Raw genomic sequence first — 16906 nt, forward strand, 5'->3', positions numbered from 1 at the left:
GACGTGTTACAATGGTTAAAAAGAAGTTTAGCCAGTCTCTTAGGAGATAAGAAAGACCTGGTTAAAAACCTACCTATTATCAAAAGTTTAAATAAAAAAGCCAATATCGACTTGGACTCAAAGAGAAGCAATTTGCTCAAAGAAAACTTTGAAGATATTCTAAAGGCAATCTATCAATCGAATCTGAAATCCTATGATATCTGGTTAGACTTTGGGACTTTACTTGGTTTCTACAGAGAAAATGATTTGATTCCGCATGATTTAGATATGGACTTTGGAATTATTATCCCAGACTATGAAGCCTTTTTAAAGGATGAGAAAGTTCTTTTGGAGAAAGGCTTTGTCAGAAGCAAAGAGTTCTATTACAATGATAAACTTGTAGAACTATCCTATAGTTACAAGGGCCTCAATGTGGATTTTATTGTCTATGATAAAAAGGAGAATGCCATCTCCTCAGATACTATTTTCTATATGACAAATGCCTTGGGAAATCCTACAAGATATGAAGTCTACCACTATGAATTGCCTTTTACAGCACTAAGTGAATGCAGTTTTAAAGAGATTCTAGTAAAAGTTCCAGAAAATACAAGAGAATACATTAGTCACTTGTATGGGGAGGATTTTGAAATTCCTAATACTCATTACAACTGGAAAGAAAATCCGATTTACAAACAAAGAGATGCTAATTTGGCTAAAGTACTTTTGAAAAAGTAAACTTGGAAATACAAGAAAAGAGGGGATGGTGAAGTTCTTCCTTGTTAACTCTAGTCCCTATTCTAGTGTGACAATCAGGCTTCTCCTTCCCTCTTTTTGTCTTATATTGACGGAAAGAAGCTAGAAAAGTTACTACCAGGATGAATCTTCCATCCTAGCTTCCGCTATCAAAGAAAGAAGTGGTTTATATGAAAAAGAAAGTGGAACTATGTTGGTCGGTCTTCATACGGTGAATGCTCAGACCTACTATTTTGGTCCGAACGGAGCTATGCAAACAGGTTGGAAACAACTTGATGGTAACTGGTACTATTTCCAAACAGACGGAGCTTTACTGAAAAATGCCACCACACCTGATGGCTACAAGGTAAACGAAGAAGGAATTTGGAAGACAGCTGATGCTATTGACAATAGGGAAGTAGACAAGCAAGAACAGAACCAAGAAGCAAACTCTAATCTTGTTGAGCAAGAAAAACAAGATTCAAATCCAGAAGCCAATGCTTCTGACAAGAAAGAATAAAGAAGAAAACACCCTGCTGATAGACATTATCTATCAGTAGGGTGTTCTTTTAATTTCTTTTAAGCTTAGCAAGTACTAAGTCTAGAGCATAGTGGAGTGTTTTATCTTTGGCGATAAAGAGTGTCAAGAGATAATAGATACCACAAGCCGCAACAGTCGAGAGAACCATGAGGATCATGTTGAAGTTGACTGTATAAGAGTTGACTTGGAAAAGGAATTTAAACACAAAGTAAATTGGGATGAATCCAAGGGATACGATAGTATAGCGTGTTAGAGTAGCAAAGATTTCTTTCAAATCAATCAGTTGGTGTTTCTGGATAAAGCGAATTTCCAAGAGAACGACGATAGTCTCCGCAAGAATGGTCGTAGCGATATAGTACTCTGGTGCGAAAATATTATTGAAATACAAGAGGCAGTTGAAGAGGATATTGGCTCCGCCACCAAGGAAGTAAAAGGCAGTCAAGCGATTTTCGTGGTCATTGATAAAGATAATTTGTTTACCAAGGATCAACTCGATGGCCCAGATGATGGTACGAAAGGCGAAGACACTAGTCACAATACCCGCTTCGAGGTATTTTTCAGAAGAGTAGATAACTGCAGCGTAGTTCCCTAATACCATAATCCCAATACTGGTTGGAACGATGAGGAAGTAAAAGAGGGCAGCCCCTTGATTCAGAAGACTTTTATAAGAGGTGTAGTCTTTCTTACCGAGATAGTAGCCGAGACGTGGGATGCTCACATTGAGAGCTCCACTCAAGACACTGGCTATAAGCATGACAATGCTAGAAGCAATAGTGTAATAAGAAATGTAGTTTTCATCGGGTCCCTTGGTGATAAACATTCTATCAAGCAAGGTATAGAGCATGTTGGCGTTCGCTAAGAGAAGCATAGTCAAGAGCGGTTTAGATGCTTTGATTAATTCCACAAGACCAATTTGGACAAAGGAAACTTCTCTCTTGATCCAAAGAAAACTGAGCAGGTAGTTGAGGATGGTGGTTGCACTCATGACGATGGCATAAGGAACGATATCATCTGCAGTTTTAACAAAGGTAAAGATAGCAACCAGCATGGCAATTCGAATAATCAATGTCTTGTAGAGGATGAAGGCATAGTTTTCATAAGCCTCATTCATCCATTCGATATTGAGGAATTGGAAGAGTGCCTGAGCTCCTAGGATATAGTAAAGGACTTTCAGGTTCACAATGCTGGTATCAAAGAAGATAAAGAGGAAGTAGATACCAGTCGTCAGTAGAGAAGTGAAAACCGAAATATAAAACAACTTAGAAAAGACATAGTTGATTTTATTCTTGTCGTCCTTAACCTTACTGATAGCACGAATCCCGTAGTTGTAGATTCCAAAGGCTGCTAGTGGAATGACAAAGCTGGCCCAGGTATTGGCGGTATTGAAGTAACCGTAGTTGGATTTGCTGAGAATCCGCGTCAGATAAGGATTGGTTATCAGAGGAAAAACGATATTGAGAATATTGACCAGCAAGCTGGCCAATGCATTGACTTTTATATTTTTCATTGAACTTTCTTTCTTAAATCTAAAATCATATCTAGTATTATATCACATTCTCGCTTCATTCTTTTGATAAAATCGTAAAAATCTAGTATAATAGATAGACTGAAAGTATGAGGTTACTAGATATGAAGATGAAACAAATTAGTGATACAACACTGAAAATCACGATGACATTAGATGATTTGATGGATCGGGGAATGGAGATTGCAGACTTTCTCGTTCCTCAGGAAAAAACCGAAGAGTTCTTCTATGCTATTTTAGATGAGTTAGAGATGCCAGACAATTTCTTGGATAGTGGCATGTTGAGTTTTCGTGTAACACCAAAACCAGATAAGGTGGATGTCTTTGTGACCAAGTCCAAGATTGACCAAAACCTTGATTTTGAAGATTTGGCGGACCTACCTGACATGGAAGAATTGGCCCAAATGTCGCCAGATGAATTTCTCAAGACACTAGAAAAGAGTATCGCAGAGAAAACCAAGGATGATATAGAGGCTATTCAATCCCTAGAGCAAGTCGAGGCTAAGGAAGAAGAGCTGGAGCAAGCGAACAAGGAGACTGAGAGCATGAAGGAACCTTATATCTACTATATCTTGCGTTTCACTAATCTTGCTGACCTAGTTGCTTTTGCCAAGACTGTTAACTACCAGATGGAAACATCTGAACTCTATAAGATGAATGACCACTATTATTTGACAATCTTAGTCGATGTGGAAAACCATCCTAGTCCATATCCAGCCTGGCTCTTGGCTCGTATGCGTGAATTTGCTGACGACAGTGATATCAGTCGTTCGGTTTTACAAGAGTATGGTCACATCTTAATCAATCACGACGCTGTGTTCGGTCTTCAAAAAATTAATTCATAGTTTTTAGAAATCAATTTTTACTTATCAGAAAAGGCGAATCAGATGATTCGTTTTTTCTTTTCTATCTATAAATAGTGGTTTTCTTGGATAGGAATTTTCACAAAATTCTGTTATAATGGCTATATCAGAAAATTTCTAGGAGACAAACATGACAGTTAAAATTGCTTTACTTGGATTTGGTACCGTTGCAAGTGGCGTACCTTTCCTCCTAAAGGAAAACGGAGAAAAAATTATCCAGTCAGCTCATTCAGAGATTGAAGTAGCCAAGGTATTGGTCAAGGATGAAGATGAAAAGAATCGCTTGCTGGCAGCAGGGAATGACTTTAACTTTGTAACCAATGTAGAGGATATTTTATCAGACAAAGATGTTACCATTGTAGTGGAATTGATGGGACGTATCGAACCTGCTAAGACCTTTATCACTCGTGCCTTGGAAGCTGGGAAACACGTTGTTACTGCTAACAAGGACCTTTTGGCTGTCCATGGAGCAGAATTGTTAGAAATCGCTAAAAATCATAATGTAGCACTTTACTACGAAGCAGCAGTAGCTGGTGGGATTCCAATTCTTCGTACTTTAGCAAATTCGTTGGCTTCTGATAAAATCACGCGAGTTCTTGGTGTCGTAAACGGAACTTCTAATTTTATGATGACCAAAATGGTCGAAGAAGGCTGGTCTTATGATGACGCTCTGGCCGAAGCTCAAAGACTAGGATTTGCAGAAAGCGACCCGACAAATGACGTAGATGGGATTGATGCGGCCTACAAGATGGTCATTTTGAGCCAGTTTGCCTTTGGGATGAAGGTTGCCTTTGACGATGTAGCCCACAAGGGGATCCGCAACATCACACCAGAAGATGTAGCTGTGGCTCAAGAGCTTGGTTATGTTGTGAAATTGGTTGGTTCTATCGAGGAAACTCCTTCAGGTGTTGCTGCAGAAGTGACTCCAACCTTCCTTCCTAAAGCACATCCACTTGCCAGTGTGAATGGGGTAATGAACGCAGTCTTTGTGGAGTCTATCGGCATCGGTGAATCGATGTACTACGGACCAGGTGCGGGTCAAAAACCAACTGCAACAAGTGTTGTAGCGGACATTGTCCGTATCGTTCGTCGCTTGAATGATGGTACCATTGGTAAAGACTTCAACGAATACAGCCGTGACTTGGTCTTGGCTAATCCAGAAGATGTCAAAGCTAATTACTACTTCTCAATCTTGGCACCAGACTCAAAAGGTCAGGTCTTGAAATTGGCTGAGATTTTCAACGCTCAAGATATTTCCTTCAAGCAAATCCTCCAAGATGGCAAAGAGGGTGACAAGGCGCGTGTAGTGATTATCACTCATAAGATTAATAAAGCACAACTTGAGAATGTTTCAGCTGAGTTGGCCAAAGCTTCAGAATTTGACCTCTTGAATACCTTCAAGGTGTTAGGAGAATAGGATGAAGATTATTGTACCTGCAACCAGTGCCAATATTGGGCCAGGTTTTGATTCGGTCGGTGTAGCTGTAACCAAGTATCTTCAAATTGAGGTCTGTGAAGAACGGGAAGAGTGGTTGATTGAACACCAGATTGGCAAATGGATTCCACATGACGAGCGTAATCTTTTGCTTAAGATTGCCTTGCAAATTGCGCCTGACTTGCAACCGAGACGCTTGAAAATGACCAGTGATGTTCCCTTGGCGCGTGGTTTGGGTTCTTCTAGCTCGGTTATCGTTGCTGGAATTGAACTGGCTAACCAACTGGGCAATCTCAACTTATCTAACCATGAAAAGTTGCAGTTGGCGACTAAGATTGAAGGGCATCCTGACAATGTGGCACCAGCTATCTATGGAAATCTTGTTGTTGCGAGTTCCGTTGAAGGTCACGTTTCAGCAATTGTGGCTGACTTCCCCGAGTGTGATTTTCTAGCTTATATTCCCAACTATGAATTACGCACTCGCGATAGCCGTGGTGTCCTTCCTAAGAAATTGTCCTACAAGGAAGCTGTTGCAGCTAGTTCCATCGCCAATGTGGCGGTTGCGGCCTTGTTGGCAGGAGATATGGTGACCGCTGGGCAAGCAATCGAGGGAGACCTCTTCCACGAGCGCTATCGTCAGGACTTGGTGAGAGAATTTGCGACGATTAAGCAAGTAGCCAAAGAGAATGGTGCCTATGCAACCTACCTCTCTGGTGCCGGCCCAACAGTTATGGTCTTGGCTTCTCATGACAAGATGCCAACGATTAAGGCTGAATTGGGAAAGAAATCTTTCAAAGGGAAATTGCATGACCTAAAAGTTGATACCCAAGGTGTCCGTGTCGAATCAAAATAAAGAATAGAAGATAGGATGGGGAAAGTCTCGACTAGGGGCTTCCTATCCTTTTTTTGAAAAGAAGTCTAGTCAAAGAACTTGATAAAGGAGAAATAAAGATGGCAGAAATTTATCTAGCAGGTGGTTGTTTTTGGGGCCTAGAGGAGTATTTTTCACGAATTTCTGGAGTGCTAGCGACCAGTGTTGGCTACGCTAATGGGGAAGTCGAAACGACCAATTACCAGCTACTCAAGGAAACAGACCATGCAGAGACTGTTCAAGTGATTTATGATGAGAAAGCAGTGTCACTCAGAGAGATTTTGCTTTATTATTTCCGTGTTATTGATCCCTTGTCTATTAACCAACAAGGGAATGACCGTGGTCGCCAATATCGAACGGGGATCTATTATCAGGATGAAGCGGGCTTGCCTGCTATCTACACAGTGGTGCAGGAGCAGGAGCGTATGCTGGGTCGAAAGATTGCAGTAGAAGTGGAGAAACTTCGTCACTACATTTTAGCAGAAGACTACCATCAAGACTATCTCAAGAAAAATCCTTCAGGTTACTGTCATATCGATGTGACAGATGCTGAGAAGCCATTGATTGACGCCTCAAATTATGAAAAGCCTAGTCAAGAAGTGTTAAGGGAAAGTTTGTCAGCAGAGTCTTATCGCGTCACCCAAGAAGCTGCTACAGAGGCTCCATTTAGCAATGCTTATGACCAAATCTTTGAAGAGGGGATTTATGTAGACATCACGACGGGTGAGCCACTCTTTTTTGCCAAGGATAAGTTTGCTTCAGGTTGTGGTTGGCCAAGTTTTAGTCGTCCGATTTCCAAAGAGTTGATTCATTATTACAAGGACCTGAGTCATGGAATGGAGCGAATCGAGGTTCGTTCTCGGTCAGGCAATGCTCACTTGGGTCATGTTTTCACAGATGGACCTCGTGAGTTAGGTGGCCTCCGTTACTGTATCAATTCGGCTTCCTTGCGTTTTGTAGCAAAGGATGAGATGGAAGAAGCAGGATATGGCTATTTATTGCCTTATTTAAACAAATAAAACAGAGAGGGTGGGCGCTTCCCATTTTCTTCATTTCCAGAATAAGAATAGAAAGGATCTATGAAACACTTACTATCTTACTTCAAACCCTATATCAAAGAGTCGATTCTAGCTCCCTTGTTCAAGCTGCTAGAAGCTGTTTTTGAGCTCTTGGTTCCCATGGTGATTGCTGGGATTGTTGACCAATCCTTGCCTCAGGCAGATCAAGGGCACCTCTGGATGCAGATTGGCCTACTCCTTATCTTTGCAGTGATTGGCGTTTTAGTAGCCTTGATTGCTCAATTCTATTCAGCCAAGGCAGCGGTAGGTTTTGCCAAGGAATTGACAAACGACCTCTATCGTCATATTCTTTCTTTACCTAAGGACAGCAGAGACCGTTTGACAACTTCTAGCTTGGTCACTCGCTTGACTTCGGACACCTACCAGATTCAGACTGGTATTAATCAATTTCTGCGTCTCTTTTTGCGAGCGCCTATTATCGTTTTTGGGGCAATCTTTATGGCCTATCGCATCTCAGCTGAGCTGACTTTCTGGTTTTTGGTCATGGTTGGTTTTTTGACAATCGTTATTGTCGGTCTCTCTCGACTGGTCAATCCTCTCTACAGTAGTCTGAGAAAGAAAACGGACCAACTGGTTCAGGAAACGCGTCAGCAATTACAAGGGATGCGGGTGATTCGTGCTTTTGGGCAAGAAAAACGAGAGTTACAGATTTTTCAAACCCTTAATCAAGTTTATGCTAGATTGCAAGAAAAGACTGGTTTCTGGTCTACTTTATTAACACCCCTGACCTATCTGATTGTCAATGGAACTCTGCTTGTCATCATCTGGCAGGGCTATATTTCAATTCAAGGAGGTTTACTCAGTCAAGGTGCCCTGATTGCTCTTATCAACTACCTCTTGCAGATTTTGGTGGAATTGGTCAAACTAGCTATGCTGATCAATTCTCTCAACCAGTCCTATATCTCAGCTAAGCGAATCGAGGAAGTCTTTGCTGAGGTTCCAGAAGACATCTATTCAGAGTTAGAACAAAAGCAAGCTACCAGTAATCAGGTTTTACAAGTCCAAGAATTGACCTTTACCTATCCTGATGCGGCCCAGCCTTCTCTGAGAGGCATTTCCTTTGATATGACTCAAGGACAAATCCTTGGTATCATTGGAGGAACAGGTTCTGGTAAGTCAAGCTTGGTGCAAGTCTTACTTGGTCTTTATCCAGCAGACAAGGGGAGCATTGACCTTTATCGAAATAGACGTAGTTCTCGTAATCTTGAGCAGTGGCGGTCTTGGATTGCCTATGTGCCTCAAAAAGTCGAACTCTTTAAGGGAACTATTCGTTCCAACTTGACGCTGGGTTTCAATCAAGAAGTAACTGACCAAGAACTCTGGAAGGCCTTGGAAATTGCCCAAGCTAAGGATTTTGTCAATGATAAGGAAGGACTCTTAGACGCCCTAGTTGAGGCCGGAGGACGAAATTTCTCAGGTGGACAAAAACAAAGGTTGTCTATCGCCCGAGCAGTCTTGCGCCAAGCTCCGTTTCTCATCCTAGATGATGCAACCTCGGCCCTCGATACCATTACCGAGTCCAAGCTCTTGAGAGCTATCCGAGAAAATCTGCCAAATACAAGCTTAATCTTGATTTCTCAACGGACTTCGACACTTCAGATGGCTGACCAGATTCTCCTCTTGGAAAAAGGTGAGCTCCTAGCTGTTGGCAAGCACGATGACTTGATGAAATCCAGCCAAGTCTATCGTGAAATCAATGCATCCCAACATGGAAAGGAGGACTAGCATGAGACGACAAACTGCAAACCAGACGCTCATACGTTTAGCCGTGGATTTAGCAAGCCATCCCTTCCTCCTTTTCCTTGCCTTTCTGGGAACTATTGCCCAAGTTGGCTTATCAATCTATCTACCTATTCTGATTGGGCAGGTCATTGACCAGGTCCTATTGGCTGGTTCTTCGCTAGTTTTTTGGCAGATTTTCATTCAGATGATCTTGGTGGTCATAGGAAATACCCTCGTTCAATGGGCCAATCCTCTCCTCTATAATCGCCTAATCTTCTCTTATACCAGAGATTTACGAGAGCGAATCATTCATAAGCTCCATCGGTTACCAATTGCTTTTGTGGATAGGCAAGGTAGTGGAGAGATGGTTAGTCGTGTAACCACGGACATCGAACAGTTGGCAGCTGGCTTGACCATGATTTTTAACCAATTTTTCATTGGTGTCTTGATGATTTTGGTTAGTATTCTAGCCATGCTCCAAATTCATCTCCTCATGACCCTCTTGGTCTTGCTGTTGACGCCCCTATCCATGGTGATTTCACGCTTTATTGCCAAGAGATCCTATCATCTCTTCCAAAAGCAAACGGAGACAAGAGGGATTCAGACCCAGTTGATTGAAGAATCGCTTAGCCAACAGACTATTATCCAGTCCTTTAATTCTCAAGGAGAGTTTATCCAAAGATTGCATGAAGCTAATGATAACTACGCAGACTATTCTCAGTCAGCTATCTTTTATTCTTCAACGGTCAATCCTTCGACTCGATTTGTTAATGCGCTGATTTATGCTCTTCTAGCTGGAGTAGGAGCCTATCGTATCATGATGGGATCCACCTTGACCATTGGGCGTTTAGTGACTTTTTTGAACTATGTCCAACAGTACACCAAGCCCTTTAATGATATTTCTTCTGTTTTAGCCGAGTTGCAAAGTGCTCTCGCTTGTGCAGAGCGTGTTTATGCTGTCTTAGAGAGCCCTGAGGTGGTTGAAACAGGTAAGGAAGTATTGACCAGTGACCAAGTCAAGGGAGCTATTTCCTTTAAACATGTTTCTTTTGGCTATCATCCTGAGAAGGTTTTGATTAAGGATTTATCGATTGACATTCCAGCTGGTAGCAAGGTTGCTATTGTTGGTCCTACGGGTGCTGGAAAATCAACCCTCATCAATCTCCTCATGCGTTTTTATCCCATTAAATCGGGAGATATCTTGCTAGATGGTCGTTCCATTTATGACTATACCCGAGCATCATTGAGACAGCAGTTTGGCATGGTGTTACAGGAAACTTGGCTCAAGCAAGGAACCATTCATGCCAATATTGCCTTTGGCAATCCTGAAGCCAGTCGGGAGCAGGTGATTGCTGCTGCCAAAGCAGCCAATGCAGACTTTTTCATCCAACAGTTGCCACAGGGATACGATACTAAGTTGGAAAATGCAGGAGAATCTCTATCTGTCGGCCAAGCCCAGCTCTTGACCATCGCCCGAGTTTTTCTAGCTATTCCAAAGATTCTTATCTTAGACGAGGCGACTTCCTCCATCGATACACGGACAGAGGTGCTAGTACAGGATGCCTTTGCCAAACTGATGAAGGGGCGCACAAGCTTTATCATTGCTCACCGTTTGTCAACTATTCAGGATGCGGATTTGATTCTTGTCTTGGTGGATGGTGACATCGTGGAGCATGGCAATCATCAGGACCTCATGGCTAGAAAGGGCAAGTATTACCAAATGCAAAAGGTTGCGGCTTTTAGCTCAGAATAAGCCATTCCTATCCATTTTAAAATCTTAATGATACTAAAAGTTGCCTTCGGGTGACTTTTTTGTTACAATAGCTAGAAAAAATCAAGGCCTTAGAAGGAGAAAACCAATGAAAGTCTATCAGCATGTAAATATTGTGACTTGTGACCAAGATTTCCATGTCTATCTGGATGGTATCTTGGCTGTTAAGGATTCTCAAATCATCTATGTCGGTCAAGAGAAGCAAGAGATTTTAGATCAAGCTGAGCAGATTATAGACTATCAAGGGGCTTGGATTATGCCTGGTTTGATCAATTGCCATACCCATTCAGCTATGACAGGATTGAGAGGGATCCGAGATGACAGTAACCTCCATGAATGGCTCAATGACTATATCTGGCCAGCAGAAGCAGAATTTACTCCCGACATGACTACCAAGGCGGTCAAAGAAGCTCTGACAGAGATGCTCCAGTCAGGAACAACAAGCTTCAACGATATGTATAATCCCAATGGTGTGGATATTGAGCAAATTTATCAGGCAGTCAAGGCGTCTAAGATGCGTTGTTATTTCTCACCGACCCTCTTTTCTTCAGAGGCAGAGACAACTGCTGAAACTATAAGCAGAACACGAGCCATCATAGAGGAAATCTTAGGATATGAAAATCCAAATTTCAAGGTTATGGTAGCCCCACATTCTCCCTACAGCTGTAGTAAAGATTTGCTGGAAGAGAGCTTAGATATGGCAAAAGAGCTGAATATTCCTATCCATATCCATGTGGCGGAGACCAAGGAGGAATCAGGAATTATCCTCAAACGCTATGGCAAACGCCCCCTCGCCTTTCTAGACGAACTAGGTTACTTAGATCATCCGTCTGTCTTTGCACATGGGGTCGAGTTAAACGAACGAGAAATTGAACGCTTGGTAACTTCTCATGTGGCTATCGCCCATAATCCTATCAGTAATCTCAAACTAGCCTCAGGAATTGCTCCAATCATCCAACTTCAAAAAGCTGGAGTGGCAGTAGGTATTGCGACAGATTCGGTCGCTTCCAACAACAACCTTGATATGTTTGAGGAAGGTCGTACCGCAGCTCTCTTACAGAAAATGAAGAGTGGAGATGCCAGCCAGTTTCCAATTGAAACAGCCCTCAAAGCTCTGACGATAGAAGGTGCTAAGGTTCTTGGAATGGAAAACTTGATTGGAAGTCTTGAAGTTGGCAAGCAAGCGGATTTTCTGGTCGTTCAACCACAAGGGAAAATCCATCTCCAACCTCAGGAAAATATGCTCTCTCACCTCATTTATGCAGTCAAATCCAGTGATGTTGATGATGTCTACATTGCTGGAGAACAGGTTGTCAAGCAAGGACAAGTTTTGACAGTGGAGATTTAAAAAAATATTTCAAAAAAAAGTCTGCAAAAATCTTGCATTCTTTTTTTGTCTATGCTATACTTATATACGGTTTGAAAAAACTGCCTAAGACAGTAGGGGAGCTCGACTCATAAGTATCCTACCGAGGACAAAACGTATCATGTAAAAAGAAGCGTATTGTACTTTCGTGTCTAGGTTTGGGCGCGTTTTTCTTTTGGAAAAATTCCCCAAGCAAAATAATTACGGAGGTGAACACACTAATGAGTGAAGCAATTATTGCTAAAAAAGCGGAACTAGTTGACGTAGTAGCTGAAAAAATGAAAGCTGCTGCATCTATCGTCGTTGTAGACGCTCGTGGTTTGACAGTTGAGCAAGATACAGTTCTTCGTCGTGAGCTTCGTGGAAGCGAAGTTGAGTACAAAGTCATTAAAAACTCAATCTTGCGTCGTGCAGCTGAAAAAGCTGGTCTTGAAGATCTTGCATCAGTATTTGTTGGACCATCTGCAGTAGCATTTTCTAACGAAGATGTTATCGCACCAGCGAAAATCTTGAACGATTTTGCTAAAAACGCTGAAGCACTTGAAATCAAAGGTGGTGCAATCGAAGGCGCTGTCGCATCTAAAGAAGAAATCGTTGCTCTTGCAACTCTTCCAAACCGCGAAGGACTTCTTTCTATGCTCCTTTCTGTACTTCAAGCGCCAGTGCGCAACGTTGCTCTTGCAGTCAAAGCGGTTGCAGACAACAAAGAAGACGCAGCTTAATCTTAAGCTACGCAGCGTAGCCTAGCTACGAAAAAAACTATTATAAAATTTAAAACTTATTTGGAGGAAATAACAATGGCATTGAACATTGAAAACATTATTGCTGAAATTAAAGAAGCTTCAATCCTTGAATTGAACGACCTTGTAAAAGCTATCGAAGAAGAATTTGGTGTAACTGCAGCTGCTCCTGTAGCTGTAGCTGCTGCTGGTGGTGCTGAAGAAGCTGCTAAAGATTCATTTGACGTTGAATTGACAGCTGCAGGCGACAAGAAAGTCGGCGTTATCAAAGTTGTACGTGAAATCACTGGTCTTGGACTTAAAGAAGCTAAAGAACTTGTTGATGGTGCACCAGCTCTTGTTAAAGAAGGAGTTGCAGCAGCAGAAGCTGAAGAAATCAAAGCTAAATTGGAAGAAGCTGGAGCTTCAGTTACTCTTAAATAATAGAGCAACTACTTTTGTAGCTTAAAAACATGATTAAATCGCTATTCTTAGGAGTAGCGGTTTTTTCTTTTTGTTCAAGAAGGGGTAAAAAAGGGGCAAACTAATTATATAGTTTATCTAGGAGACAAACAACTTTTGAATAATAGGCTTTCTATAAAAAATGATCCAAGTTTTTACCCTTCAGGATTTATTTTCTTTCTAGTATCATCATTCCTATTAACAGTAGAGAAGTAAGTTTTTAATTTATTGATACTCCGGATATTATAATCTCAGTATTAAAGAACTTTATTGAAGGTAATTTTCGAACGGTTTGAGGTAATTTCAATAAAATTTTAATAGATATTTCAATTTTCTTCTTGACTCTGACCTTAGGGGAGGGTGTATACTGGTGAAAATTAGAAAAGGAGATTACTATGAAAATTAATATGATTCGTTCAGATAAAGTTTATCAGGAGTTGCTTGAACTTCCATTTGATAAAAGGGAGGGCTGTTTTCGAGCGAAAATACTCGCTCCATTCGCTCCTAAATACCAAACTCAGCACATTCCTCTGAAAGCAAAGTATCCCGGAGGATTTGATGCTCTTTTCCTACTTGGCTTTATGAATCAGCTACCCAGCACTCTGTCAGAAAAGGATAGACCGGCTATTGATGCTCTGAGCTCTGATCAACTCTGGCAAAATTGTCAAGATACCATCAAGAGGAGTATCGGTCTTTTTGAGCAAGCTGGCTATGATTTAGAGGTTGAGGATTACTATTTTACTATTTTGTTAGGCAATCCAGAAAAACCTATGCTACAGCTCAATAAGGGTTACAGCGGAGATGGTGGAATTCCAGGCTACCTCATGCTTAGTCTGCTACCAAATGACTATACTTTGCCACGTGTGCAGGCAGCTCTGGCCCACGAGTTCAACCATAATGTCCGCTTCCAATTTATCAAATGGAACCAGCAGACGACACTAGCAGACTGGATAGTCAGTGAGGGATTAGCAGAGTCTTTTGCAGCTGAGCTCTATGGCAAAGAGCTCATCGGACCCTGGGTCACTTCAACTAGTTTCGAGCAGTTAAAAGAGATTAAGCCCACCATCTCAAGTCAGCTTCAGCTAACAGGGATGGCGGAAATGGCTCCTTATCTCTACGGTGATGAAATCGCTGAGATTCAAGGTCAAATACCAGTTGGAATGCCCTATGCTGCAGGCTATGCTTATGGCTATCATCTGATACAAGCCTATCTGAAAAAGACTGGCAAGAGCATTATTGAGGCCACAGTAACACCGACAGAAGAAATTTTAGAGGCTAGTAAAGATTTTTGGAAATGATACTTTTGCTTGCAAATCTGCCAGAGTCTGATATAATGAAAGTAATTTTTGGAGGTAACTATATGCACTATAAAAGAGTTGAATTAAAAGTCACAAATCAAGGTATCCACGAGCGCAAGATTTTTCAAGGGGTTAAGATTTTCAGTCGAAGCAAGTTATCCAAAGATCAGAAAAGCATTCTAACACAGAAGCTTTTCCTAACACCGAAGCAAAATATTGTTTACTATCAACGAACAGATATCAATTATGAGCAGAATTGGCAACATCATAAGGACTATTACGAACTAGCTTATGACCAGTTGGACAGAGAGACTGTTTTTAAGGTTTGTCAAGACTTTGACGAACTAAGTCCTTTTCTGGAGAATGAGCTACTGGAGAAGCTAAAAGAAAAGCAGTCAACAGGCAAATTTTTTGAAAAATTAGATATATAAAAATCCTACTGCTTTTAAAAGCAGTAGGATTTCTTTGAGTTCTAGTTTGATAGTGCTTAAACAATACCTTGGGCAATCATAGCGTTGGCTACGTTTTAGAAAGCAGCAATGTTAGCACCAGTTAGGTAGTCTTTTCCAACTACGTAAGCTTCAACGGTTGTTTTAGCTGTGTTGTGGTTCTTGGTCATGATGTCTTGAGACAGACAATCAGAGTTACTAATATCTATTCATCTGATAAGAGAGATTTTATCATCCAGATATTCATAGCTGGATGGCCGGCAGCGTTAGAAAGTGGTTCTTGCAGTGATGTGAAACCATAGTGCTGATAGATGGCCACAGCCGTAGCCAGTTCAGTAGAGGTTTCTAGATAAAGCTGTTCATAACCTGCTAAGTGGGCTTCCTGGAATATCCGCTTTATCAACCTGCTGGAATAACCTTTGCCACGGCTATTTTTAGTGACATACAGTTTTTGTAATTCAGCCATCTTATCGGACACAGGTGCAAAGCCACCACAGCCAACTAGCTGTCCTTCATCTTCCAGAACAAAGTAAGCTGCTCTCTCTTGCTGTTGATAATAGTCGGCCAAATGCTCTAGATGAGAATCAAAGTAGACAGTTCCTGGTTTGTCAAGCCCGAATTCTTCTAGGCTGGCTCGAATGAGCTGCGCTACAGCTGGATTGTCTCTTACTTCCATTGGCCGTAAGTTCATCATTTGTCCTCCGAAAGGATGTATTGACTAATTAAACAATACCTTGGGCAATCATAGCGTTTGCTACGTTTTCGAAGGCAGCGATATTTGCTCCTGCAAGGTAGTCAGTACCAAGTCCGTATGTTTCAGCAGTTGTTTTAGCTGTGTTGAAGATGTTTGTCATGATGTCTTTGAGGCGTCCATCAACTTCTTCACGTGTCCATGAGAGGCGAAGGCTGTTTTGGCTCATTTCAAGCGCTGATACAGCTACACCACCAGCGTTGGCAGCTTTGGCAGGTCCGTAAAGGATTCCGTTTTCTTTGTAGACTTTAATCGCATCAAGGTCACTAGGCATGTTAGCACCTTCAGATACACAGATAACGCCTTGAGTAACCAAACGTTTAGCTGCTTCACCGTTGATTTCGTTTTGAGTCGCACATGGAAGAGCGATGTCGTAGTTACCAGCGTAAGTCCATACAGAACCTTCATGGTAAGTAGCAGTTGCTTTCTCAGCTGCATACTCAGTCAAACGAGCACGGCGTTTTTCTTTAACATCAACCAAAAGATCGAAGTCAATACCATTTTCGTCGATGACATAACCGTTTGAGTCAGATACAGAGATGACAGTTGCACCAAGTTCAGTCGCTTTTTGAAGAGCGTATTGAGCTACGTTACCAGAACCTGAAATAACCACTTTCTTACCAGCAAAACTGTTACCATTAGCTTTGAGCATTTCTTCAGTATAGTAAACCAAACCATAACCAGTTGCTTCTGGACGAATCAAGCTACCACCAAATCCAAGAGGTTTACCAGTCAAGACACCCGCATCAAATTGGTTAAGACGTTTGTATTGTCCGTAAAGGTAACCAATTTCGCGTCCTCCAACACCGATATCACCAGCAGGTACGTCAAGAGATGGTCCGATGTATTTTTGCAATTCAGTCATGAAGCTTTGACAGAAGCGCATCACTTCGGCGTCAGTCTTTCCTTTAGGATCGAAGTCTGACCCCCCTTTACCTCCACCGATTGGAAGTCCAGTCAAGACGTTTTTAAAGATTTGTTCAAAGCCGAGGAATTTTAAGATTCCTTGGTTTACAGTTGGGTGGAAACGAAGTCCGCCTTTATATGGTCCAACAGCTGAGTTAAATTGAACACGGTAACCACGGTTGACTTGAACTTTTCCATGACGGTCAACCCAAGGAACACGGAAAGAAATCACGCGCTCAGGCTCAGTGATGCGTGCCAAGATGTTTTCTTCGATATACTCAGGGTGTTTTTCAAATACAGGTTCCAAAGTGCTGAAGAATTCTTCAACCGCCTGGAGAAATTCAGCCTCATGCCCGTTACGAGCTTTCACAGTTGCAAACACGCTTTGGATATAGTCTTTAGCAGATGTCATATCGTTCTCCTTTATTCTTGTCCTA

General features: G+C 41.7%; 15 protein-coding genes, 1 pseudogene and 1 other annotated feature. Of the genes and pseudogenes, 13 read left to right on the forward strand and 3 right to left on the reverse strand.

Annotated features, from left to right (window positions below):
- Window positions 1-3: 3 nt before the first annotated feature.
- Together ACVC7S_RS02765 and ACVC7S_RS02770 are read left to right on the forward strand one after the other, a co-directional pair.
- Entirely contained in the window at window positions 4-714 is a 711-nt protein-coding gene (locus tag ACVC7S_RS02765) for a LicD family protein (RefSeq protein WP_447266102.1), read from the forward strand.
- Between the two features lie 196 nt (window positions 715-910).
- A pseudogene (locus ACVC7S_RS02770) lies at window positions 911-1231 on the forward strand (MBL fold metallo-hydrolase); the annotation flags it as partial.
- Between the two features lie 49 nt (window positions 1232-1280).
- Here ACVC7S_RS02770 and ACVC7S_RS02775 read toward each other — a convergent pair.
- Window positions 1281-2759, reverse strand: coding sequence for an oligosaccharide flippase family protein (locus ACVC7S_RS02775; RefSeq protein WP_447266103.1), 1479 nt, complete (start codon window positions 2757-2759; stop codon window positions 1281-1283).
- A 122-nt stretch (window positions 2760-2881) separates the two neighbouring features.
- On the opposite strand from ACVC7S_RS02775, the gene mecA reads away from it, so the two are divergent.
- The 11 genes from mecA (at window position 2882) to ACVC7S_RS02830 (ending at window position 14794) form a co-directional block, all read left to right on the forward strand.
- Window positions 2882-3622, forward strand: a complete 741-nt coding sequence (gene mecA / locus ACVC7S_RS02780) for an adaptor protein MecA (RefSeq protein ID WP_447266104.1) — start codon at window positions 2882-2884, stop codon at window positions 3620-3622.
- A 148-nt stretch (window positions 3623-3770) separates the two neighbouring features.
- Window positions 3771-5057: a homoserine dehydrogenase gene (locus ACVC7S_RS02785; RefSeq protein WP_447266105.1), complete on the forward strand. Its 1287-nt coding sequence runs from the start codon at window positions 3771-3773 to the stop codon at window positions 5055-5057.
- Between the two features lies 1 nt (window position 5058).
- A complete protein-coding gene (thrB, locus tag ACVC7S_RS02790; protein ID WP_447266106.1) occupies window positions 5059-5928 on the forward strand; it encodes a homoserine kinase in 870 nt (289 codons plus the stop codon).
- A gap of 98 nt (window positions 5929-6026) precedes the next feature.
- Complete coding sequence (msrB, locus tag ACVC7S_RS02795) at window positions 6027-6965, forward strand: peptide-methionine (R)-S-oxide reductase MsrB (protein ID WP_447266107.1); 939 nt, start codon at window positions 6027-6029, stop codon at window positions 6963-6965.
- 60 nt (window positions 6966-7025) lie between these two features.
- On the forward strand, window positions 7026-8750 hold the full coding sequence (locus ACVC7S_RS02800) for an ABC transporter ATP-binding protein (RefSeq protein ID WP_447266108.1): 1725 nt from the start codon (window positions 7026-7028) through the stop codon (window positions 8748-8750).
- Window position 8751: 1 nt separating this feature from the next.
- On the forward strand, window positions 8752-10500 hold the full coding sequence (locus ACVC7S_RS02805; protein ID WP_447266109.1) for an ABC transporter ATP-binding protein: 1749 nt from the start codon (window positions 8752-8754) through the stop codon (window positions 10498-10500).
- Window positions 10501-10606: 106 nt separating this feature from the next.
- On the forward strand, window positions 10607-11866 hold the full coding sequence (locus ACVC7S_RS02810) for a TRZ/ATZ family protein (RefSeq protein WP_447266110.1): 1260 nt from the start codon (window positions 10607-10609) through the stop codon (window positions 11864-11866).
- A 65-nt stretch (window positions 11867-11931) separates the two neighbouring features.
- Window positions 11932-12067: a sequence feature (ribosomal protein L10 leader region), on the forward strand.
- 38 nt (window positions 12068-12105) lie between these two features.
- Entirely contained in the window at window positions 12106-12606 is a 501-nt protein-coding gene (gene rplJ, locus ACVC7S_RS02815) for a 50S ribosomal protein L10 (protein ID WP_001287274.1), read from the forward strand.
- A 75-nt stretch (window positions 12607-12681) separates the two neighbouring features.
- Window positions 12682-13047, forward strand: a complete 366-nt coding sequence (gene rplL / locus ACVC7S_RS02820; protein WP_001196967.1) for a 50S ribosomal protein L7/L12 — start codon at window positions 12682-12684, stop codon at window positions 13045-13047.
- A 413-nt stretch (window positions 13048-13460) separates the two neighbouring features.
- Window positions 13461-14363, forward strand: coding sequence for a DUF2268 domain-containing protein (locus tag ACVC7S_RS02825; RefSeq protein WP_447266111.1), 903 nt, complete (start codon window positions 13461-13463; stop codon window positions 14361-14363).
- Between the two features lie 62 nt (window positions 14364-14425).
- Window positions 14426-14794, forward strand: a complete 369-nt coding sequence (locus ACVC7S_RS02830) for an EXLDI protein (RefSeq protein ID WP_447266112.1) — start codon at window positions 14426-14428, stop codon at window positions 14792-14794.
- A 223-nt stretch (window positions 14795-15017) separates the two neighbouring features.
- Here the strand turns inward: ACVC7S_RS02830 and ACVC7S_RS02835 are convergent, their stop codons facing one another.
- Complete coding sequence (locus ACVC7S_RS02835; protein ID WP_447266333.1) at window positions 15018-15503, reverse strand: GNAT family N-acetyltransferase; 486 nt, start codon at window positions 15501-15503, stop codon at window positions 15018-15020.
- Window positions 15504-15534: 31 nt separating this feature from the next.
- Window positions 15535-16881, reverse strand: a complete 1347-nt coding sequence (gene gdhA, locus ACVC7S_RS02840; protein ID WP_447266113.1) for an NADP-specific glutamate dehydrogenase — start codon at window positions 16879-16881, stop codon at window positions 15535-15537.
- Window positions 16882-16906: the final 25 nt, after the last annotated feature.

It is taken from the genome of Streptococcus sp. Z556, from assembly GCF_053010225.1.

Excerpts from the sequence above, each read along its gene's own strand:
- ACVC7S_RS02775 (WP_447266103.1), bottom strand. The coding sequence starts at position 2,759 with ATGAAAAATATAAAAGTCAATGCATTGGCCAGCTTGCTGGTCAATATT.
- mecA (WP_447266104.1), top strand. The coding sequence starts at position 2,882 with ATGAAGATGAAACAAATTAGTGATACAACACTGAAAATCACGATGACA.
- ACVC7S_RS02785 (WP_447266105.1), top strand. The coding sequence starts at position 3,771 with ATGACAGTTAAAATTGCTTTACTTGGATTTGGTACCGTTGCAAGTGGC.
- thrB (WP_447266106.1), top strand. The coding sequence starts at position 5,059 with ATGAAGATTATTGTACCTGCAACCAGTGCCAATATTGGGCCAGGTTTT.
- msrB (WP_447266107.1), top strand. The coding sequence starts at position 6,027 with ATGGCAGAAATTTATCTAGCAGGTGGTTGTTTTTGGGGCCTAGAGGAG.
- ACVC7S_RS02800 (WP_447266108.1), top strand. The coding sequence starts at position 7,026 with ATGAAACACTTACTATCTTACTTCAAACCCTATATCAAAGAGTCGATT.
- ACVC7S_RS02805 (WP_447266109.1), top strand. The coding sequence starts at position 8,752 with ATGAGACGACAAACTGCAAACCAGACGCTCATACGTTTAGCCGTGGAT.
- ACVC7S_RS02810 (WP_447266110.1), top strand. The coding sequence starts at position 10,607 with ATGAAAGTCTATCAGCATGTAAATATTGTGACTTGTGACCAAGATTTC.
- rplJ (WP_001287274.1), top strand. The coding sequence starts at position 12,106 with ATGAGTGAAGCAATTATTGCTAAAAAAGCGGAACTAGTTGACGTAGTA.
- rplL (WP_001196967.1), top strand. The coding sequence starts at position 12,682 with ATGGCATTGAACATTGAAAACATTATTGCTGAAATTAAAGAAGCTTCA.
- ACVC7S_RS02825 (WP_447266111.1), top strand. The coding sequence starts at position 13,461 with ATGAAAATTAATATGATTCGTTCAGATAAAGTTTATCAGGAGTTGCTT.
- ACVC7S_RS02830 (WP_447266112.1), top strand. The coding sequence starts at position 14,426 with ATGCACTATAAAAGAGTTGAATTAAAAGTCACAAATCAAGGTATCCAC.
- ACVC7S_RS02835 (WP_447266333.1), bottom strand. The coding sequence starts at position 15,503 with ATGAACTTACGGCCAATGGAAGTAAGAGACAATCCAGCTGTAGCGCAG.
- gdhA (WP_447266113.1), bottom strand. The coding sequence starts at position 16,881 with ATGACATCTGCTAAAGACTATATCCAAAGCGTGTTTGCAACTGTGAAA.